At 70.1% G+C, this 19,516-nt stretch carries 17 protein-coding genes and 2 tRNA genes; 5 read left to right on the plus strand and 14 right to left on the minus strand.

The window, feature by feature from the left end; translation table 11 throughout:
• Positions 1-168: 168 nt before the first annotated feature.
• The 3 genes from Q7L65_RS04965 to Q7L65_RS04975 form a co-directional block, all read right to left on the minus strand.
• A complete protein-coding gene (locus tag Q7L65_RS04965) occupies positions 169-4,152 on the minus strand; it encodes an amidase family protein (RefSeq protein ID WP_304719191.1) in 3,984 nt (1,327 codons plus the stop codon).
• Between the two features lie 521 nt (positions 4,153-4,673).
• A complete protein-coding gene (locus Q7L65_RS04970) occupies positions 4,674-5,642 on the minus strand; it encodes a hypothetical protein (protein WP_304719192.1) in 969 nt (322 codons plus the stop codon).
• A gap of 24 nt (positions 5,643-5,666) precedes the next feature.
• Entirely contained in the window at positions 5,667-5,798 is a 132-nt protein-coding gene (locus Q7L65_RS04975) for a hypothetical protein (RefSeq protein ID WP_304719193.1), read from the minus strand.
• 167 nt (positions 5,799-5,965) lie between these two features.
• Between Q7L65_RS04975 and Q7L65_RS04980 the strand changes: the two genes are divergently transcribed.
• Positions 5,966-6,385 carry a hypothetical protein gene (locus tag Q7L65_RS04980; RefSeq protein WP_304719194.1) on the plus strand — a complete coding sequence of 140 codons (420 nt, stop codon included), beginning with the start codon at positions 5,966-5,968 and terminating at the stop codon, positions 6,383-6,385.
• A gap of 19 nt (positions 6,386-6,404) precedes the next feature.
• Here Q7L65_RS04980 and Q7L65_RS04985 read toward each other — a convergent pair whose 3' ends face one another.
• The 4 genes from Q7L65_RS04985 to Q7L65_RS05000 form a co-directional block, all read right to left on the minus strand.
• Positions 6,405-6,848 (minus strand): PIN domain-containing protein, encoded by a 444-nt coding sequence (locus Q7L65_RS04985; RefSeq protein WP_304719195.1) that lies wholly within the window; start codon positions 6,846-6,848, stop codon positions 6,405-6,407.
• Positions 6,794-7,042 carry an AbrB/MazE/SpoVT family DNA-binding domain-containing protein gene (locus Q7L65_RS04990; RefSeq protein WP_304719196.1) on the minus strand — a complete coding sequence of 83 codons (249 nt, stop codon included), beginning with the start codon at positions 7,040-7,042 and terminating at the stop codon, positions 6,794-6,796. Before Q7L65_RS04990 ends, Q7L65_RS04985 begins: the two co-directional genes overlap by 55 nt.
• 62 nt (positions 7,043-7,104) lie before the next feature.
• The gene (locus Q7L65_RS04995) at positions 7,105-7,320 is read right to left on the minus strand and encodes a helix-turn-helix domain-containing protein (RefSeq protein WP_304719197.1); all 216 of its coding nucleotides are present in this window, start codon (positions 7,318-7,320) and stop codon (positions 7,105-7,107) included.
• A gap of 620 nt (positions 7,321-7,940) precedes the next feature.
• Positions 7,941-8,014 (minus strand) — tRNA-Met (locus Q7L65_RS05000).
• A gap of 91 nt (positions 8,015-8,105) precedes the next feature.
• On the opposite strand from Q7L65_RS05000, the gene Q7L65_RS05005 reads away from it, so the two are divergent.
• Both Q7L65_RS05005 and Q7L65_RS05010 read left to right on the plus strand, forming a co-directional pair.
• A complete protein-coding gene (locus Q7L65_RS05005) occupies positions 8,106-9,038 on the plus strand; it encodes a D-glycerate dehydrogenase (protein ID WP_304719198.1) in 933 nt (310 codons plus the stop codon).
• Between the two features lie 32 nt (positions 9,039-9,070).
• Positions 9,071-10,003 carry a Ppx/GppA phosphatase family protein gene (locus tag Q7L65_RS05010; protein WP_304719199.1) on the plus strand — a complete coding sequence of 311 codons (933 nt, stop codon included), beginning with the start codon at positions 9,071-9,073 and terminating at the stop codon, positions 10,001-10,003.
• A gap of 352 nt (positions 10,004-10,355) precedes the next feature.
• On the opposite strand, the gene Q7L65_RS05015 is transcribed toward Q7L65_RS05010, so the two are convergent.
• The 3 genes from Q7L65_RS05015 to Q7L65_RS05025 form a co-directional block, all read right to left on the minus strand.
• Positions 10,356-12,005 (minus strand): acetolactate synthase, encoded by a 1,650-nt coding sequence (locus Q7L65_RS05015; protein WP_304719200.1) that lies wholly within the window; start codon positions 12,003-12,005, stop codon positions 10,356-10,358.
• A gap of 384 nt (positions 12,006-12,389) precedes the next feature.
• A complete protein-coding gene (locus tag Q7L65_RS05020) occupies positions 12,390-14,054 on the minus strand; it encodes an adenylate/guanylate cyclase domain-containing protein (protein ID WP_304719201.1) in 1,665 nt (554 codons plus the stop codon).
• Positions 14,055-14,153: 99 nt separating this feature from the next.
• Complete coding sequence (locus Q7L65_RS05025; RefSeq protein ID WP_304719202.1) at positions 14,154-14,792, minus strand: DsbA family protein; 639 nt, start codon at positions 14,790-14,792, stop codon at positions 14,154-14,156.
• Positions 14,793-15,022: 230 nt separating this feature from the next.
• Between Q7L65_RS05025 and Q7L65_RS05030 the strand changes: the two genes are divergently transcribed.
• Positions 15,023-15,715: a helix-turn-helix domain-containing protein gene (locus tag Q7L65_RS05030; RefSeq protein ID WP_304720243.1), complete on the plus strand. Its 693-nt coding sequence runs from the start codon at positions 15,023-15,025 to the stop codon at positions 15,713-15,715.
• A 140-nt stretch (positions 15,716-15,855) separates the two neighbouring features.
• Here Q7L65_RS05030 and Q7L65_RS05035 read toward each other — a convergent pair whose 3' ends face one another.
• From Q7L65_RS05035 to Q7L65_RS05050, 4 genes are all read right to left on the minus strand, one after another.
• Positions 15,856-16,122, minus strand: a complete 267-nt coding sequence (locus Q7L65_RS05035) for a DUF167 domain-containing protein (RefSeq protein WP_304719203.1) — start codon at positions 16,120-16,122, stop codon at positions 15,856-15,858.
• Between the two features lie 84 nt (positions 16,123-16,206).
• A tRNA-Leu gene (locus Q7L65_RS05040) sits at positions 16,207-16,290 on the minus strand.
• A gap of 59 nt (positions 16,291-16,349) precedes the next feature.
• Positions 16,350-17,381 (minus strand): alpha-ketoacid dehydrogenase subunit beta, encoded by a 1,032-nt coding sequence (locus Q7L65_RS05045; RefSeq protein WP_304719204.1) that lies wholly within the window; start codon positions 17,379-17,381, stop codon positions 16,350-16,352.
• Positions 17,378-18,385: a thiamine pyrophosphate-dependent dehydrogenase E1 component subunit alpha gene (locus Q7L65_RS05050; protein ID WP_304719205.1), complete on the minus strand. Its 1,008-nt coding sequence runs from the start codon at positions 18,383-18,385 to the stop codon at positions 17,378-17,380. Before Q7L65_RS05050 ends, Q7L65_RS05045 begins: the two co-directional genes overlap by 4 nt.
• Positions 18,386-18,625: 240 nt before the next feature.
• On the opposite strand from Q7L65_RS05050, the gene Q7L65_RS05055 reads away from it, so the two are divergent.
• The gene (locus Q7L65_RS05055; RefSeq protein WP_304719206.1) at positions 18,626-19,447 is read left to right on the plus strand and encodes a hypothetical protein; all 822 of its coding nucleotides are present in this window, start codon (positions 18,626-18,628) and stop codon (positions 19,445-19,447) included.
• Positions 19,448-19,516: the final 69 nt, after the last annotated feature.

A 19,516-nucleotide genomic window follows, 5' to 3' on the forward strand; every position in this document is an offset into this window, starting at 1 on the left:
AGAAGAGCCCGTCGCCCACCCGGGCTGCAGCGCGTCCTCGAGCACGTCGGCCGGTAGCAACTCGCAGGGGCGGCGCGAACGTCCGTGGCCCCTGGCTGGATCCGGTTCACCCGCGGAGCGGGCGCGCCACCACAAGAGCGGCGCGCCCGGCTCGCGGCGTTCTTGCTTCTACTTGCGCGTGGCGCGGGTGACCGTAACGGGCAGCGAGCGCGTGACCGTCTTCGTCCCGACCGTGAACTTCACCTTCACGGTGTAGGTCCCGAGCTTCGCCTTCTTCGACGCCTTCAGCGGGAGCGACACCGTGGTCGTCTTGCCCGCCGACAGCGCCGACAGCGTCACCGTGCGCTTGCCCACGAGCTGCTTCACAGCGGCGATCTTCACCTTCACACCGATGAGCGCGCCGCCCGTGTGGTTGGCGAACTTGTACTGCAGACGCATCGTCGAGCCGCGGCGGACACGGACTGATCTGCGCGTAGCCGTGATCGTCACCGTCCCGTCCTTGCCGGCCGCGCCGGTGTCGCCCTTCGCGCCGGTCGCACCCGTGGCGCCAGTCGCCCCCGTCGGGCCGATCGGGCCGGTGTCGCCCTTCGCGCCGGTCGCACCCGTGGCGCCGGTCTCACCCGGGTCGCCCTTGGCGCCGGTCTCACCCGGATCGCCGGTGTCGCCCTTGTCGCCGGTGTCGCCCTTGTCGCCCGGGTCGCCGGTATCGCCCTTGTCGCCGGGATCGCCCGGGTCGCCGGGATCGCCCTTCGGCCCCTGCGGGAGCGTCGTGCTGGAGCCCGACACGGCCGCCGAGATCGAGCCGCCCGGAATGTTGCCGTTCAGCGTGACGTACGCGGCGGCAGCGCTGTTCTCCGCGCCCGGCGCGTAGCGGACCTGCACCCTGCAGGTGCTGCCAGCGGCGATCGTCTCCCCTGTGCAGAGGTCGTTCGTGATGAGGAACTCGCCGACCGAGTCCTCGTTGTCGGACGTGATCTTCGCCTTCGTCACCGTGACGTCGGCAGCACCGGTGTTCGTGAACGTGATCCACTTGCCCGGGCTGATCGTCTGCGCGGCCTGAGCGCCGAATGTCGTCGCCAGCGCCTCCAGCTGCGGGTCAGCGGCGTCGGCGGCCAGCTCGCCCGGCGGGCAGCTGCGCTTCTCGTAGGCGATCGGCGCGACGCAGTGCCAGATGTTCGGGGAGTTCTCGCCCGGGGTCTGGCGGATGTCCACGGCCTGCTCGTACGCGTAGGCGACCTTCAGGACCTGCGCGTCGTCGCCGGCCTTGCCGGTGAACAGCGCCGTGGCCGACGGCGTGCGGTTCGTCGCCGAGTACGCCGTCGTCAGCGTCGCCTGCGGGTAGCCCGCTCGTGCCGCGATCGTCTGGGTCGCCGCCGCGTTGGACGACAGGATGACGTCGACCGGAGTGCCGCTGTTGTCGAACTTCGCGTCAAGCGCCGTCTTCGCGCTCGCCCGCTCCGTCGCGGCCTCGGCGTCCACGGTGCCCGCGGTGTACCCGGACACGGTCGTCGCCTGCGCATGGCCGAACTTGTCGCCGTCGAGCGCGTGGTCGGCGTTGTACGCCATCACATCGGCGAACGACGTGATCGGGCTGGTCGGGAAGCCGGCGAGGTACGCGTCGAAGTCGCGCACGACCTGCCGCCCGACGATGTTCGTCCCAGCCGTCGAGGTCGGCGCCGCGCCCACCGACACGACCGTCGCGCCGAGGCTCGTAAGCGTGTTCGCGACCGCCGCGGTGAAGCCGGTGGTCGTGCCGATCGTCATGCCGGCGAGCGACGTGCTCAACGCCCCCCGGTAGTCCGGGGCCGTCACCGGCGCGTCAGCCGTCGTGGCGTCGGCCGGATCCGGGCCGACCATGCCGGTCAGCGTGTTCGCGATGTCAGCGATGTTGCGACCGGCGATCGCCGCCGTGTCGTAGCTCTTCGCCGTCGGCATGATCCCGGTGCGGCTGATGATGCCGGCCGACGGGCGCAAGGCCGCGACGCCGGCGGTGCCGGCCGTCGTCAGCAGCGTGCCGTCGGTGTCCGTCGTGATCGTCGCCGCCGCGATGCCCGCCGCCGCCGCCGCGAGGGCGCCGGTCGTCGTGCCGCGGAGGTTGTACGCGCTGAGCGTCTGGCCGCCGAGCGAGCTGTAGCCCGCCGGCGCGGTGCTCGAGATCATGCCGTTCAACTCGGTGACGTTCGTCTTGCCGAGGATGATCGCGCCGGCGGCCTTGAGCTTCGCGACCACGGCGGAGTCCGCAGCCGGGACGAGGTCCTGCAGCGCGATCGAGCCGCCCGTGGTCGGCATCCCGGCCACGTCGATCATGTCGTTGACGAGCAGCGGGACGCCGGCCAGCGGGCCGAGCGGGTCGCCGTTGGCACGCGCCGCATCAGCCGCGGCCGCCTGCACCATCGCCTGCGGGTTGATCGAGCGGACCGCGTTGAGGCCGGGGCCCTGCCGGTTGACGTAGCCGATCCGGTCGAGGTAGTCCTTGACGAGGTCCGACGTCGTCAGCGAGCCGTCTGCGAGCTTCGTCTTGATCTGGTCGATCGTGAGCGTCTCGAGGTCGACGGGCGCGGTCAGCGCGTTGGCCAGCGGCGCGAACGGCGTTGCCGTGACGCACGACTGCGGGTCATAGCGCGGGCCGTCGTCGACGCAGCGCCAATCGGCCGGGTTCAGCTCGGACGGCGCCTTGCGGCCGAGTCCCATCGTGATGGCCGTCTGCTCGAGGTCGTAGGCCATGCCCACGAGATCCCGCTCGCCGAAGCGGTAGCCAGAGAACAGGACGCTCGTCGGACGACGGGTCGCAGCGGCGTTCCCGAACGGGACGTCGAGGACCGGGTAGCCGCCGTAGGCAGCCTCGGAGGTCATCGTGCCGGCGCTCGTGCTGACGATCGCGTCGAGTCTGTTGCCGCTGTTGGCCAGCAGGCCCTCCATGTGCGTCCGCGCGCGGGCGATCTCGCTGTCGCGCATCGTCACGTACTCCGCGTTCTGCGCCGGGTCGGAGAGGTCGAACGGGACCGCGGCGCCCATGCGCCCGGCCGTGCCGTACTTCGTCGCCTCCCACGGGTGGGCGTTCATGTAGGCCCACACGTCGTCGAAGCTCTTCTGCGGGCCGTCGTGGTCGACCTTCAGGTAGTCCGTGAGGTCGCGGCGGAACTCGCGGTCCTGGATGTCGTTGCTGCTGCTCTGGCGCGACCAGGTGCGCAGCGACGAGGGAAGCGTCACGACCGTGGCGCCCGCCGCCGTGAGGGCCTCGTCGACCTGCGAGTTGGAGATCTGGTCCGACCACACGCCGATCGTCTTGCCGTCAAGCGCCGTGGTCGACAGCGCCGAGGTGTAGCTCGTGCCGTCGGCCGGATGCGAGGCGACGTCGGCCGGGCCGGGGCGCTTGTCGTCCTGGGTCCACACGTCGCCCGGATCGACGGCGACGGCCACGTCGAGCGCCATCGCGAGGTCGGTGACCGTCTGGGTCATCGGGCCGACGGTGTCCTGCGTGGACGAGATCGGCACGACGCCGGTGCGGCCGATGAGGCCGGTGGACGGCCGCAGGCCGGCAAGGCCCTCAGCGGCGGTCGGGTAGGTGATCGAGCCCTCGGTGTCGGACCCGAAGGTGAGCGCGGCCAGACCAGCGGAGGCCGCGGCGCCGGAGCCCGACGAGGAGCCGCTCGGGTCCTGCGAGCGGTCGTTCGGGTTGAGCGTCTGGCCGCCGAGCGAGCCGTTGCCGGAGGACTGGTTGTCCGAGACGTAGGCCGCGAACTCGGTGAGCGTCGTCTTGCCGAGGATGATCGCGCCAGCAGCCTTCAACCGCGCGGCGAGGAACGAGTCCCTCGTCGGGATGTTGTGCTCGAGGGAGACGGAGTTCGCCGTGGTCGGCATGCCGGCGACGTCGATGTTGTCCTTGAGCAGGACCGGCAGGCCCTCCAGCTTGCCGGCATGCCCGGCGGCGCGACGCGCGTCGGAGGCGCGCGCCTCGGCGACCGCGTTCGGGTTCAGCGAACGAATCGCGTCGATCGTCGGGCCGCGCTGGTTCGTCTTGGCGATGCGGTCGATGTAGGCTCGCGTCAGATCGACGCTCGTGAGCGTCCCGCTGGTCATCATCGCCTCGAGCTCCGCTGCGGAGGTCTTCTCGAGGTCGAGACTGGCGGCGTGGGCCGCGGGAGCGCTCAACAGGGCCGTCGACACAGCTGCGGCAACCGCCAGAGTCAGCCGTCGTCGATGGTGTTTGCGTGGTGCGATTTGCATATGCGTGAGGCTAGGGATGGCGTTGCCGCGCCAAGGTATCCAGCTGTCGAAACATGCTGGCCTGCGCTTCGCCCCCCGGTCGAGGGTGAGGTTTTTCGGAGTGGTGTAGCTCGCTGCGTGGCGAGTTCGGGCTACCACGACTGGGCGACCCGCGCAGCCTCCTCGCTGGCCGCGCGTCAGACACGTGGACCACGAGGCTCAACCACGAGGTCGCCCTGGCGCTGTCCCTGAGAACGAGAAAGGGCCTGCATCTGCAGGCCCTTTCTGAGTAGCGGGGACGGGTTACTGACGCATATCCCCGACCGGGGCCACCGGTTCGTCGAGGTGCGGAAGCTGGGGCCGAATCAGGGTGGCGCGCGCAGATGACGCGACATCGCCGCGACAGGCGTTGCGCTGATCTTCACCGGCCTCGGAGGGCTGCCGTCCTTGACCCGCAGGCGTCACGCTCATGGCGCGACCTCCTGCGTGACGGTCCAGTTGATCAGGATGACCGGCCCCTTGGTGGTGGATCCCGGACCGAGAGTGCAGCTGTATCTGCCGTAGCCGTTGCCGGGCGCCTGCGTGACGTCGCAGGTGTAGCTGTTGGAGCCGGAGTAGGGATCGGTCGTGGAGACGTTGATCGTGGCGCCGTCCCAGGTCGTGATCGTGGCGGAGTTCGAACAGCCGCGGGAGAAGCCGCCGCCGGTCTTCCAGCCCTGCGTCTTGCCGGGAAGCCATTGCTTGCCGTTGGGGTCGCCGCCGTCCCAGTGGTCGGTGCCCCACTTCGAGGTGGAGCTGATGTGGATGCCGCTCTGTGCGGCGTTGGTGACGTTGACCGTGCACGTGTTGCCCCAGTCGGCGTCGTCGACGAACAACGAGACCGCGCCGAAGCGGCGCGGCAGACGGTCGTCGAGGCGCTCGCGAGCGGTCGCGAGCCGGCGACCGTCGAGCGCCGTGTCCTTGAGCCCGCGCACGACGTAGCTGAGCGTGGCCCGCTTGACGTCGTAGCGAGGCCGCGTCAGCTCGACCGCGATCGTGTCGGCATCGGCATCGCCGCCGGACAGCTCGATCACCGCGTTCGGTGGCGCGCCGCGGCCGGGCCCGAACAGGCCGTCGAGCACGGTCGCGGTGGCGGTCGTGCCGGTCAGCCGCCGCGGACGGTCGCTGAAGTAGACGGTGTGCGGATCGACGTCGCGCAGCGTCAGCCGCGCGAGCCCCCGTCTTCGGGCAATCGGCTCGAATGTGCCGGCGCGCGCGTTCTGCACGAACAGCATCGAAGGCGCAGCCGCCGCGGCCCGAGCCACAACCGGATCGGGCGGATCTCCGGCGGAGGCCGAGGCGGCCGTGGCCGCGGTGTACGCGGACGCCGCCGCGACGGCGACAAGGACGGCGGCGGCGCCAGCCGCACCGGCGCGATGACGAGTGAATCTGGACATTGGTCCTCCGAGTCGGACGCGTGACTACGACGGAGCATCGGATCGCGGCCGGCAGGACTTGAGGTCGACGATCGTGTCGCACCCGGCGGCTTCTTCGACCACGACCACGACCACGACCACGACCACGACCACGACCACGACCACGACCACGACCACGAGGAATCGTCGCCTGGTCACGGCGCCGACGGCACCCCGTTCGGCGTTGCGGTCCAGCGCGCCGGCGGCCCCACCGACCTGCGCGCCCGCGGCAGACGGCTGCGGATTCGACGCCGTGGTCGTCGAGCCTCGGACCGCGACCCCTGTCCACCAGACGGGCGAGCTCAGTGACATCCACAATCGATGACGTCCCGCCACCCGAGGTCGTTGCGGACAGCCTTGAGCCGCTCATCGCATCGGTCAGCGAGTCCTCCCCGCACTTTGACGCTGTCGTGGGTCGCGTGACCGTTAAGGGCTACCTGGCTCAGGACACGTCACCCAATGATCCTTACGTCATAGCTGATTCAAGTGCTGGCTCGTCAATCGTCGTTGTTGTGAATATGAAGCATCCTCATATTCGCCAGGTGGTCGGAAGCGAAGGGTTCCTGAACTATCTCCGATACTCGGTATACGATGCGATCGCAGAGTGGCAAGCGCGACAGCGCCAACAAACCCCTGATCCAGACACGATGAAAATGCTCAAGGACAAACTGCTGCGCATCGCGATGCTCATCGAGATGCACACGCCTGATCCGACAGGCGGTTAGCACTCGTCCGAGGCCCGACTTAGGGTCTCAGACGAACAATGTTCTCGGCGCGGTCGACGGCTTTGTCGAACGTCAACACTGCACCAACCCCGGTCGCCTCTGCCTGAGCGACGAGATATGCCTCGGCGAAGTCGAGGCGATCGTGCTCGTAGACCTCCAGGGCACGGCGCAGCAGGGGAGCGTCGACGACGCTGATCGATGGCATCGCGATAGCCGCTCGCATCAGCTCGGCGACCCGGTCTCTCGGGACCTCATAGAACGACTGCAGCACATAGATGCACTCGGCGACGACGAGATCGGTCAAGAGCAGTCGCTCCGCGCTCGCCAACGCCCGCGTGGCTCGTGCCGCCTGCTCGGGCGGATCGCCAGTCAAGTGACGGACGATGACGTTCGTATCGATGAACGCGATCAGCGCCGCTGCTCCCCACGCACCCGGCGCGTCTGGCGCAGCACCTCGTCCCACGACGTGCCGCGCTTGCCCTCCGGCACGCTGACGGCGCCGGCCAGATCCAGGAAGTCGGGTGTCTTGGCGACCACCGCTCGCTTGCGCTCCACCCGGAAGACAAGCTCATCACCCGCGTGCAAGTCGAGCGCGTCGCGCACGGCTTTGGGGATGGTGACCTGACCCTTCGATGTCAGACGTGCCGAAGCTTCCACCAGATGTCCTTACATTTGCTTTCGAGTAAGGATACCGTTGCCGCCCCAGACAGTCGAGACCCTCACTCGCCACGCAACCGCTCCTCGACGCTCTCGCGCAAGAACCGCACCGTCCGGCCCAGCCGCGCTGACGGCAGCTCGCCGCGCCGCGCCAGCTCGTAGACCGTCGACACCGGCATTCCGAGCATCTCAGCGACTTCCGCAGCCGTCATCACGTCCTCCCGTGTGATCGACCGTCGACCTCGTCCTTCCCGTCCGACTTCGGGCGTCGAATCCATGCCGCCCACTCCTTGATCCCGGCGCGCCCAGTACGCCCCTCTACCTGTCTATCCAGTTGAGACCTCCGATCGTGCGAGCGACTTTTCGTCCAGATCCGACCGCCCGATGTGTCTGACCCTGGACTTCACCCAGTCCCCACTGGCCGCCTCAGACTGCACTTCTTTCTCTCCCAGACCCCTGCCGAATCTTGGATTCGGGTGCTGATTTGGGTCAGAGTTTCGGGTGGCGACCACGGCAACTTGCTCGCTCCGCTTTCCTGATTCAAGATGCAGCATGCGCTCCGATCTGGCTGCGATCAACGCCGCTCTGCAACGCGAACTCCGGAGACGAAGACTCAGAGAAGTTGCCGCGGTCCCCGCAGCCAGATGGCTCGGCGCCGCCGGGATCCTCAGAGACAGCAGATCCCGACCGGGACTGCCACTGCGCAACCGACTCCGTGCCGGACAGATCGACGGCTCCAACCAGCGGCCCCCTCGAAAGTACGGCCGCTGGTTCATACGGCGAACCCGCTCGTAGCCTGAGCCGTTTGGTACTCCCGGCTGGTACTCCCGCCCCACCGAGCCGCCAGCCAACCCGCCCCAGAACGACGAAAGCCGCCTGGCGAGAGGCGGCTTCCGTATAGCGGGGGCGGGATTCGAACCCGCGACCTTCGGGTTATGAGCCCGACGAGCTACCAGACTGCTCCACCCCGCGGCGGACTGGAGATTCTAGCGCAATCGGATTCGAGGGGCCGTCCGGCTCTGCGCCAGGCGGCGCACCCCATCGGGTCGTAGGATTCCGCAGCATGAGCCTTGTCTTCGTCACGCGCAGACTGCCCGGTGGGGATGTGGAGCGGCTGCGTGCCGCCGGCCACCAGGTCGACGTGTGGGAAGACGCGGCACCGCCGTCCGCGGAGGCGCTCGCCTCGCGCGCGCGAGATGCGGACGCGCTGCTGTGCACGCTCGTCGACACGGTCGGGCCCACGCTGCTGGACGCCTGCCCGCGGCTCAGAGTCGTCGCGAACTACGGCGTCGGCTACGACAACGTCGACGTCGCCGCCGCCAACGCGCGCGGGATCTCGGTCTCCAACACACCCGACGTGCTCACCGACGCGACCGCCGACCTCGCCTTCGCACTGCTGCTTGCCGCCGCACGCCGGCTGCCGCAGACCGCGGAGGACGTCAAGCAGGGGCGCTGGGGGACCTGGGAGCCTGGCGGCTTCCTCGGGCACGACGTCGCCGGCACCACGCTCGGGATCGTCGGCGCCGGGCGCATCGGCGACGCGGTCGCGCGGCGCGCCGCCGGTTTCGACATGGAGGTGCTGAGAACGACCAGCCGCGGCGGCACGCCGCTGCCGGAACTGCTCGAGCGCTCCGACTACGTCTCCCTCCACGTCCCGCTGACACCGCAGACCCGCAACCTGATCGACGCGGACGCGCTGAAGCGGATGAAGCCGAACGCGATCCTCGTCAACACGGCGCGCGGCGGCGTGATCGACACCGACGCGCTGATCGAGGCGCTCCACGCCGGGACGATCGCCGGTGCCGCGCTCGACGTGACCGAGCCCGAGCCGCTGCCGGCCGACCATCCGCTGCTCAGCGCGCCGAACGTGCTGGTCGTGCCGCACATCGGCTCCGCCACCACACGCACGCGCGCGCGAATGACCGAGATCGCCGTCGACAACGTGCTCGCGGGGCTCGCGGGCGACCCTCTCCCCCAGGCCGTCAGCCCGCGCTGAGCGGCGCGCGCGCAACCAGGACCTGGCACGAGATGCGGATCGGCGTCGTCGACATCGGCACCAACTCGACGCGGTTGCTGATCGCCGACGTCGACCCCGCCGGCCACGTCGACGAGCTCGTCCGGCGCTCGCAGGTGACGCACCTCGGCGCCGGCGTCGACGCGAGCGGCACGCTCTCCGACGCCGCGATGGAGCGCGTCTTCGCGACCCTCGCCGCTTACCGGACCGCGCTCGACGAGGCCGCCGTCCCCGCCGACGCGCGCCTCGCCGTGCTGACGAGCGCCGTGCGCGACGCCGCCAACGGCGCCGACTTCACCGCGGTCGTGCGCGAGCGCTTCCAACTCGACGCGCGCACGATCGCCGGCGAGCAGGAGGCGCAGCTGATGTTCCTCGGCGCGACGCACGGCCGCGACCCGGGCGACCGCACGCCGCTGCTCGTGTTCGACATCGGCGGCGGCTCGACCGAGCTGGTCGTCGGCCACCAGGGCCATGTCGACTTCCATATCTCGACGCAGCTCGGCGTCGTGCGCCAGAGCGAGCGCCATCTGCACGACGACCCGCCGCCACCCCGCCAGCTGCAGGCGCTCGCCGACGACGTGCGCTCCGTGCTGCAGGCGCAGATCCCGCTCACCGTCCGCGACGACGCGCAGCTCGCGATCGGCGTCGCCGGGACCGCGACCTCGCTGGCCGCGATCGAGCAGGAGCTGGAGCCGTACGACCCCGGCCGCGTACACGGCTACGTCGTCGAGCTGGGCGAGGCGGAGCTGCTGCTGGCGCGCCTGGCGCAGCTGCCGCTGGCGCAGCGCCGCGAGGTCGTCGGACTGCATCCGGATCGCGCCCAGACGATCGTCGCCGGCACCGTGATCCTGATCGAGGTGCTTCGCTTTTTCGGAATCCAAAGCTTCGAAGTGTCGGAACACGACATTCTGCATGGCGTGATGCTGGAGCGGGCACGCGCCACGTGACGAGGCCCAACCGGCTGGCCGTACCCGATCGTCAATACGTTAGAAACGATCGTGGACGTATGTTCGATTGTTTGTATGCGGACAACTCGGGCAATATCGGGCTGTCGGGCATCGGGTTCGTGCAAGCGGGTCGGTTGCCCGACCCATAGGTCCGGGCGAAGCCGCGTAAAAACGGCGCCTCCCGCCGTCCGGACCGATTAAAAGGCCCTTTCAAGGCACGTACCCCTGCCCGTCCTGATGGGGCCGTTCATGGAAACCGCCCGCATGATGCGGGCGGTTTCCTTTTTTGGGTACACGCACGTATCGGCGGATCGCGTCCGGCGCCGCGAGGCGGCCCTGTGAGGACGCTCGCTCAAGCCAGGTTCGACTTGCGCGGATACACCACGGTCGGGTCCGTCAGCGCGTTGACGAGCGCCGGGACGCCGGCCGAGAAGGCGCGCTCGAGCGCGCCGCGCAGCTGTTCCGGCCGCTCGACCAGCTCACCATGGCCGCCGAGCGCTCTGACGACCTCGTCGTAGCGCGTCGCCGGCCGCAGCTCCGCCGCGACCGAATAGCCGTAGAGGAACTCCATCGGGTGCTTCTCGAGCGCCCAGATGCCGTTGTTGCCCATCACCCCGACGACGTTCACGCCATGGCGTGCGAGCGTGTCGAACTCCAGCCCGGAGAAGCCGAACGCGCCGTCGCCGAGCAGCAGCACGACCTGCCGTTCCGGTCTCGCCAGCTTCGCGGCCAGCGCGTAGCCCGGGCCTGTCCCGAGGCAGCCGAACGGCCCCGGGTCCAGCCAGCAGCCGGGCTCGTAGGAGTCGACCACGCGTCCGGCGTAGGAGACGAAGTCGCCGCCGTCGCAGACGATGATCGCGTTGCGGTCGATCACCTCCGCGAGGCCTTGATAGACCCGCATCGGGTGCAGCGGCGCGCGCTCGTCGCCCAGCTCCGCCCGCTCGGCCGCTCGCTTCTCCTCCTCGATCGCGCGCAGCTGCGCCTTCCACGCCGCGCGATCCGGCCCGCCGGCCGCGGCGACGCGCAGCGCGTCGAGCGTCGCCGGCAGGGCGCCGTACAGCTCGGCCACGACCTTGCGCGGGTGCTCGCGCAGCGGCTCGGCGACGTCGATCGTGATCAGCTCCGTCTCGGCGCCGAACGACTCGCCGAAACCGAGCCGGAAGTCCATCGGCACGCCGATCACGAGCGCGACGTCGGCGCCCTTCAACGCGGCCCCGCGAGCGCGGGAGAAGAACAGCTCGTGGTCGGCGGGCACGCAGCCGCGCGCGAGGCCGTTGAGGAAGACCGGCACGCCGAGCTGCTCGGCAAGCTGCTGCAGCGCCGTCTCGCCGTGGCCCCAGTAGAGGTTCGTACCGGCCATGACGACCGGGCGCTCGGCCTGCGCCAGCAACGCGCCGGCGCGCTCGATCGCGTCGCCGTCGGCGCCCGCGCCTCGCCACGGCTCCAGCAGCGTCGCGTCGCTGGCGGGCTCCTCCGCCTCGCTGAAGACGTGGTCCATCGAGAAGTCGAGGAAGGTCGGGCCCGAGTGCGGCGACAGCGCGACCTTCAGCGCCTCGTCGACGAGCCCGGGGATCTCGGCCGTCCCGTCCGGCGTGGCGGCGAGCTTCGTCAGCGGCCGCACGAACGGGACGTGGTCGATCTCCTGCAGCGAGCCGCGGCCCCAGCGCATCGCCGGCGCGCGGCCGCCGAGCACCAGCACGGGCGAGTTGTTCGACTGCGCCGACGCGATCGCGCTGATCGCGTTCGTGACGCCGGGCCCCGCCGTCACCGCGGCGACGCCGGGCGTGCGCGTGACCTTCGCCCAGCCCTCGGCCGCGAACGCCGCCGCCTGCTCGTGACGGACGTCGACGATGTCGATGCCCTCCGCACGACAGCCGTCGTAGATCGGGAAGATGTGCCCGCCAGAGAGCGTGAAGAGCTTCGTGACGCCGTGGGCCTTGAGGCGACGAGCGATCAGCCGTCCGCCGTGCAGCCGCGTCTCCTGCTGCGTGTCCGTTGACATGCGCCCGACTCTAGTGCGGGCGCGCGCCAGATGTGCTGGTACGGATCTGCACGCCATTTCGTACAACCGAGCATCGTTGTATGAGCAACGTATGTCCCCGAATTCAGGGGTTGCACCAAACTTCCTGAGCGCGCACTATCCCTGTCAGGACGAGGAGACGGCACGACCTCCTTCGTTCCCGACATGGCCGGATGAGCCGACCGACCTCGGCGCCTCCCAAGCATTCGGCCGCGACGCATCGCTCCGGACTGGCATGGACCCCCGACCTCGCCAGTCCCCAAAGGAGCCGTCGACAGCGAAGAGGCCCGGAAGGACTCCGGGCCTCTTCCGCGTCCGAGCCGTCGCGGCCGGCTCAGCGCTCAGGCCCGTTTGCTCGCGCGCGGCTCAGGTCCTCGGCGCCGGCGCCGCGTCGGCACCGACGCGGCGCACGCCCGCGTCGCGCTCCGCCGCATCGGCTGAACCGCCCGGCTCCGGCGCACCGCCGCCGGCCTCGGGTCCGCCGCGCTCGGTCCCGTCCGGCGAGCCGCCGGCGGTTGCGCTGACGGCCTTCGGCGCCCACAGCTGCACGCGTTCGGTCTTGCCCTTCAGCGGCACCGCGGGCCGGTTCTCGAACCTGCCGTGGTCACGCGTCAGCAGCCGCCGCGTCGCCTCGGTCACGAGTACCGTGTCGCCGGTCTGGCGCGTCACCTGCTCGACCCGCTCCGCCGTGTTGACGGCGTCGCCGATGACGGTGAACTCGACGTGGCCGCCGCCGCCGATCGTGCCGGCGATCACCGGCCCCGAGTTGACACCGATCCCGACGCGCACGTCGTCGTAGCGGTCGCGCACGGCGACCGCCACGTCGAGCGCGGACGCGACCGCCCGGTCGGCGTGGTCGACGAGCGGCTCGGGCGTGCCGAAGATCGCCAGCAGGCCGTCGCCGACGTACTTGTCCGCGCGGCCGCCGTGGAGCTCGATGATCGGCACGACCAACCCGTAGAACTCGTTGAGGAAGTCGACCACGCGCCGCGGCGTCGACTTCTCCGCCTTCTGCGTGAAGTCGCGGATGTCGAGGCTCAGCACGGTCACCTCCTGCTCCTTGCCGTCGAGGTGCGTGCCGTCGCGCAGCACCATCTCGGCGACGTCGGGGCCGACGTAGGCGTCGAACGCCTCGTGCAGCTTCTCGCGCTCGGAGAGGCCGGCGACCATGTCGTTGAAGGAGCGCGCGAGGCGGCCGGTCTCGTCGGTCGAGACGACGGCGACGCGCGTCGACAGGTCGCCGCGGCCGACGCGCTCGGTCGCTGAGCGCAGCGCGTCGATCGGGTCGAAGATCGAGCGCGACAGCAGCACCGTCAGCTCGACGGAGATGATCGACGCGACGAGGATCGCGATCACGACCGCGGGGCCGATGTCGTCCAGCCGCGCGCCGTGGCGGTTCATCTCGATCCCGGCGACGATCACGCCGGTGAGGATGTTGATCGCCGGCAGGCCGATCAGCAGGCGCCTGCGCAGCGAGACGCCGGCCCGGCCGGGGTCGAAGTCGTCGGGCATCTGCAGCGCGACGTCCTCCAGCACCGGCCGCAGCAGCGACTCCATGAAGAAGAAGCGCAGCACCGCGCCGTACAGCAGCGTCAGCAGCATCCCGAGCAGGACCGCCAGCGCCGAATAGGGCTTGAGATCCAGCTCCAGCGTCGCGAATGCGGCGAACGGCACGATCACGAGCGCGATCGGGACCGTCGGCACGCGGCGCGTGTACGCGCTCGGCAGCGACGCGAGCGCGCGCCACGCAGCGGCGGTCGCCGCGCGGTCGCGCGCTCCGTCCAGCCAGGCCACGACCGGTCGCAGAAGCCGCCGCGCGAGCAGTGTCGAACTCACGTTGTCGAGCGCCACCAGCAGTTCGGCCACCACCAGCAAGAGGAGGAAGGTGCTGTTGCTCATCGGCTGGTAGAGCCGCAACAGCACGATCCCTCCCAGCGCGAGGAGGTGCGCGATCTGGAACTGGAGAACGACGACGGTCAGCGGATAACGCCGGCCGAGCCGGCGATATGCATATCGCAGTACCCGGTCCATCCCACCTGGGATTGTGACAGCGACAGGCTCAGATTTGAGGCTGGCGCCGATGAGGAAGCGCTCACGCGCCCAGTGCGGATTGAAAGCTGCTGCGAGCGGTCAGCGGCCCGGGCCCGCGGTGACGACCGCCGGGAGCGCAAAGATGGCTGCCGTGATGCCATGTTCTCCACAGAACAGCCCGCCCTCGTGACGGACCGCGGGCAGCGTCGTGCCGCCCTCGACCCAGAGCGCGCGGCCCGCCGCGAGCACCTCGGCGTCGCGCCGCTCGTCGGCGGCCGCCGCCAGCGTCTCCTTGACGTCGAGCCCGGCCGCGGCCGCCGCCTCGGCGAGGATCCGCGAGTCCTCGACGTCGAAGCCGCCGCAGAACGCCAGCCGGCCGATCGCGATCACGAACGCCTGTCCGCGCCCGCGCGCGGCCGCGTGCGTCGCGGCTCGCATCGCGTGCGGCACGGGCGCCGGGAAGCGCTCGGGCCAGACGAGCGGCATGTGCAGCTCGCGCGCGCGGCGCTCGACCGCGTGCATCGCGCGCGGGTCGGCCCCGCCGTCGGCCCCGAACAGCGGGCTGCCGATCAGGTGGCGCCCGGCGGCCGGGCGCCAGCGCGCGCCGCAGAAGCGCCTGTCCAGCCGCTCTGCCGCAAGGTACGTATACGGGCAGGCAAGATCGAAGAAGAACGTCACCGCGGCCGTTCGGTCGCGCGCCGCTGGTCGACGCCGCACGAACTGGATCACTTCGCCCATCTGCACGCACCTCCAGCAGGTCCCGCGTGTCGTGCACACCCTAACTCTGTTCGGTTTGGGCGTGCCATGGCCGTATCGTCGCTCTCTTCCCCAGTAAATGCGACAGGAAGGCACAAGATGGCGCGTTTCTGTCGCATTTCGCCTACCTGGGCGTCGCGGCTACCCGTCAGTCGGTTAATCTGCATCACGGTAGGTAGGTCGCCCCGCTCTCGTCCCACCGGAGGTTCCCCATTTCACCCGCTCCCCCGCCCAAACGCCATCCGTACGACCAGTGGTCGCCGGACGCCCGGGCACTCGACCTCGTAGGCGACAAGTGGACGTTGCTGATCGTCCGCGACCTCGTCAGTGGTCCGCGCCGTTTCGTCGAGCTGCAGCGCACGCTGCCCGGCATCTCGACGGAGCAACTGCGCTCCCGCCTCAACCGCATGGTCGCCGACGGCCTGCTCACCCGTCAGCGGTACCGCGAGGTCCCGCCGCGCGTGGACTACGAGCTGACCGAGCGCGCCCGTGACCTCATTCCCGTCCTCGCCGCGCTCGCGCGCTGGGGATACGAATGGTCGTGGACCGAGCCGCGTCGCGGCGAGGCGATCGACATCGGCGCCGTGTTCCGGCTCGCGCCGGGCCTGCTGACCGTCCCGAAGTCCATCAAGGGCACGCTGGAGCTGAACGTCCAGCAGCGCTCCAAGGACGGCGAGGACAGGGTCTACCTGATCACGATCAGAAGAGGCGACGTGACGCTCGAAGAGCGTGCCGACGCCGACGCCGCCGCCCGCATCAGCGGGACGGAGCGTGCCTGGGTCGACGCGCTCGTGCCGGACGGCTCGCGCGGCGGCCTCGAGATCAGCGGTGACGCGCGTCTGACCGACGCCGTGCTCGACGGGCTGACGCCGGTCGTCACGCACGCCGAAGCCGCGGTCGCCTGACCGACGCATCATTCCTGGAGGGATCCCGCGCAGCTGCCGTCCACCGGCTGCGCGGGAACTTTCAGCGACCCCGGTGCGTCCCTCGCGGCTCATCCACCTACGCTACGCCCCCACGTCAAGAATCGTCCGCATTCGGACGTTCACGTCACGTCAACAAGTCGGTGCAGCAGGATCGATGTCTCGATTCCGTCCACGCGCACGACTTTCTCGCGCGCCGACTGGCCACGTACGACCGCGACCGTCGAGGGCGCGACGCCGAGCCGCTTCGCCAGCAGCTTGCACAGCGCCGCGTTCGCCTTGCCGTCGACCGGCGGCGCCGTCACCCGCACGCCGAGCGTCCCCTCGCGCAGCCCGACCAGCTCGTTGCTCTTCGCGCGCGGCTGCAGCCGCACTCTCAGGTCACCCATGCGACGCACGATAGAGGCGCGCGAGTTCCCGCTTCCGCCGCGCATTGCCGGCATCCAGCCGTGGAACTCGCGAAGCGCAGCACATGCCCGGGGCGGGACTCGAACCCGCACGTCCGTGAGGACAGCCGATTTTAAGTCGGCGGCGTCTGCCAGTTCCGCCACCCGGGCCGGCGTGCTGCGAAGCATGTCAGCCTCGCACGTCGCCGGCGGCGCTTCCCCGTCCAGGCTCAGTACGAGAAGACGTCCGGGCCGAGGCCGAGCACGCTCAGCGCTGCCGCCTCGATCTTGTCGTCGTTGACGATCGCGGCTCTCTCGAGCTGCTTGGCGTACGGCATCGGCACCTCGGCGAGGCCGACGCGCTCGATCGGCGCGTCGAGGTCGTCGAAGCAGGCGCGCTGGATGCGCGCGGCGATCTCGGCGCTGATGCCGTAGGTCGCCCAGCCCTCGTCGACGCAGAGCGCGCGGTTGGTCTTCTGGATCGACTTCGCGACCGTCTCGACGTCGAGCGGGCGCAGCGAGCGCAGGTCGACCACCTCGGCGTTGACGCCGTGGTCGCGCTTCAGTCTCTCGGCCACTCTCAGCGCGCGCGTGGCGGCGAAGGAGTGCGCCACGAGCGTGATGTCGTCGCCATCGCGCGTGACGGCGGCCTTGCCGATCTCGACGACATGGTCGGGATCGTTGGGGACCTCGCCTCTGACCTTGTACGACTGCAGGTTCTCGACGACGAGGATCGGGTCGTCGTCTCGGATCGCGGCCTTCAGCAGGCCGTGCGCGTCGGCAGGCGTGCTGGGCGCGACGACCTTCATGCCCGGCGTGTGGGCGAAGAAGACCTCGAAGCTCTGCGAGTGCTGCGCCGTCAGCTGCGAGCCGCCGCCGTTGGGCGTGCGGATCACGAGCGGACAGCCGACCTCGCCGCCGAACATGTAGCGGATCTTCGCCGCGTGGTTGACGACCTGGTCCATCGCGACGAGGATGAAGTTCAGCGTCATGATCTCGACGACCGGGCGCAGGCCCATCATCGCCGCGCCGATGCCGGCGCCGACGAAGCCCTCCTCCGAGATCGGCGTCTCGCGCACGCGGACCGGGCCGAACTCTCTGAAGAGGCCGGCCGTGACCTTGTAGGAGCCCTCGAAGACGCCGATCTCCTCGCCCATCAGGAAGACGTCCTCGTCACGCAGCAGCTCCTCGCGCAGGCCGAGCCGGACCGCTTCGCGGTACGTCATCGTGGTGGAGCTGCGGGCGGGTGCGGTGGCGCTCATCTGCCAAGTCCTTCCAGGACGAGCTCGCGCTCGCCGAACGGGCTGCCGGGACCCATGCGCGCGAACTGCTCAGCGCTGCTGGCGTCTCCGTAGAGGTGCTGGGAAAGGGAGTCGACGGGCGGCTCGGGGCTCGCCTCGGCGGCCTCGACGGCCTGCTCGACGCGCTTCTCGACGCGCGCTCTGATCGCCTCGATCTGCGACTCGCCGGCACGACCCTCGTCGAGCAGCCGCTGGCGGTAGATCTCGATCGGATCGCGCTTTCTCCACTCCTCCATCTCCTCCGGCGTGCGGTACGCGGTGCCGGGGTCGGCGACGGAGTGGCCGCGGTAGCGGTAGGTGACGACCTCGAGCACGGCCGGCTTGCGCTCCTCGCGCGCACGCGTGAGAAGACGGTCGGCGGCCGACAGCACGGCCTCGACGTCCTGGCCGTCGACGCGCTCGCCGTGCATCCGGAAGGCGCTGGCGCGCTTGTACAGCTCCGGCTCGCCCGAGGCCTTCTCGACCGTCGTGCCCATGCCGTATCTGTTGTTGAAGACGAGCGTCACGAGCGGCAGGTTCCAGATCGCGGCGAGGTTCAGCGACTCGTGCCAGGCGCCCATGTTGGTCGCCGCGTCGCCGAGCTCGCACATGACGGCGGCTCTCTTGTCGCGGTAGGAGATCTCCAGCGCCGCGCCGACGGCGAGCGGCAGCTGCCCCGCGACGATGCCCCAGCCGCCGAGGAAGCCTTTGGAGAAGTCCAGCAGGTGCATCGAGCCGCCGCGACCGTGCGCGGAGCCGCCCTCACGGCCGAACAGCTCGCCCATCACGGCGTCCGGGTCGACGCCCTTGGCGAGCGCGAGGCCGTGCGTGCGGTAGGAGGAGAACAGCAGGTCCTGCTCCAGCATCGGATGGACGGCGCCGACGGTGGCGCCCTCCTGGCCGGAGGCGAGGTGACAGTAGCCGCCGATTCTCGCGCGCTTGTACTGGCGCTCGACCTCCTCCTCGAAGACCCGGATCAGCAGCATCTGCTCATACAGGTCGAGTCCGTGTCCCGATCCGGGTGCCCCGTCGCCTCCTCGTCGGCGTTCGCGACGATTCGTCGAGCGGGGCTTGGATACGGAGCTGGGTACGGAGGAGGGCATTGGCGGCACCTTGAGGGTAGCGGCGGGTCTTTCAAAGCTTCGATTGTGCAGCAACCGCCCGGTTGGGGGGGTCCCGACTGGCCCTTTAGGTGACGGTGGAATTCGTGGTCCATCATTCGGAATGTGACGCGTGAGTTTCTCGCCTCCAACATCGTCCTGATCGGCGTCCAAGCGGGAGCCGTCGCGTTGCCCCGCGCGCACTCCGTTCCGGCGCTCGAACGGCTGTCGGCGCGGCTGCGCAGCCCGTGGTGGGCGCTCGTCCCGCTCGCCTCGATCGCGCTCGTCGTGTGGGCGATCAACTTCCAGGGCGCAACTGCCGACGTGCTGACGTGGGTGGCGCTGATCGCGATCCCGCCGCTCGCCGCCGCGGCGCTCGGCTGGACGATGCACGGCGGCCGTCCGTGGCTGGCGCCGCTGGCCGCCGTCCTCTTCCTCGTCGCATGGGTCGCGCGCGACGAGAACCTCGGCGGCGAACTGGCCGCGACGCTGCTGAGCGGCCTCTCGTGCGTGACGCTCGGCGTGCTGCTGGTCTCGGTCGCGCCGCACGGCTGGCTGAAGGTCGGGATCGTGCTGATGGCGATCTGCGACGCGTACCTGATCGGCGCCGAGACCCTGCAGCCGGCGGCGACCGTGCTCAACGGCGCTGCGCCGCCGGCGCAGCTCCCGCAGCTGCAGCGGGCCGAGTTCGGGCACGCCGTGATCGGCTACGGCGACTTCTTCATCGCGGGCGTCTTCGGCGCGCTGCTGGCTGCGGAGCGACGCCGCCAGGGCTGGATCGCGCTGCTGACGTTCGGGCTCTCGCTCTCCTTCGACGCGCTCTTCCTCGTGACCGACACGCTGCCCGCGACGGTGCCCGTCGCGGTCGCGCTGGTGCTGTCGGAGGTGGCGCACCGTCACGCGCGTGGGCGCTCGCGCGAACCCGCGCGCGCGTTGTCGCGCCAGTAAGGGGTCGTGGTGGCCCGGTTTCACGACCTTTTTCGCAACTCGGGCGCTGCTACGGTGTCCCAACAGGCG

Origin of the sequence: Conexibacter sp. CPCC 206217 (genome assembly GCF_030646165.1) — a bacterium.
Lineage (GTDB): Bacteria > Actinomycetota > Thermoleophilia > Solirubrobacterales > Solirubrobacteraceae > Conexibacter.

What these genes read in the sequence shown, in the direction of transcription:
- Q7L65_RS05050 (WP_304719205.1), bottom strand. Translation starts at nt 18,385, where the DNA reads ATGCTGCTGATCCGGGTCTTCGAGGAGGAGGTCGAGCGCCAGTACAAG.
- Q7L65_RS05045 (WP_304719204.1), bottom strand. Translation starts at nt 17,381, where the DNA reads ATGAGCGCCACCGCACCCGCCCGCAGCTCCACCACGATGACGTACCGC.
- Q7L65_RS04995 (WP_304719197.1), bottom strand. Translation starts at nt 7,320, where the DNA reads ATGGATTCGACGCCCGAAGTCGGACGGGAAGGACGAGGTCGACGGTCG.
- Q7L65_RS05015 (WP_304719200.1), bottom strand. Translation starts at nt 12,005, where the DNA reads ATGTCAACGGACACGCAGCAGGAGACGCGGCTGCACGGCGGACGGCTG.
- Q7L65_RS05035 (WP_304719203.1), bottom strand. Translation starts at nt 16,122, where the DNA reads ATGGGTGACCTGAGAGTGCGGCTGCAGCCGCGCGCGAAGAGCAACGAG.
- Q7L65_RS05020 (WP_304719201.1), bottom strand. Translation starts at nt 14,054, where the DNA reads ATGGACCGGGTACTGCGATATGCATATCGCCGGCTCGGCCGGCGTTAT.
- Q7L65_RS05025 (WP_304719202.1), bottom strand. Translation starts at nt 14,792, where the DNA reads ATGGGCGAAGTGATCCAGTTCGTGCGGCGTCGACCAGCGGCGCGCGAC.
- Q7L65_RS05005 (WP_304719198.1), top strand. Translation starts at nt 8,106, where the DNA reads ATGAGCCTTGTCTTCGTCACGCGCAGACTGCCCGGTGGGGATGTGGAG.
- Q7L65_RS05010 (WP_304719199.1), top strand. Translation starts at nt 9,071, where the DNA reads ATGCGGATCGGCGTCGTCGACATCGGCACCAACTCGACGCGGTTGCTG.
- Q7L65_RS04970 (WP_304719192.1), bottom strand. Translation starts at nt 5,642, where the DNA reads ATGTCCAGATTCACTCGTCATCGCGCCGGTGCGGCTGGCGCCGCCGCC.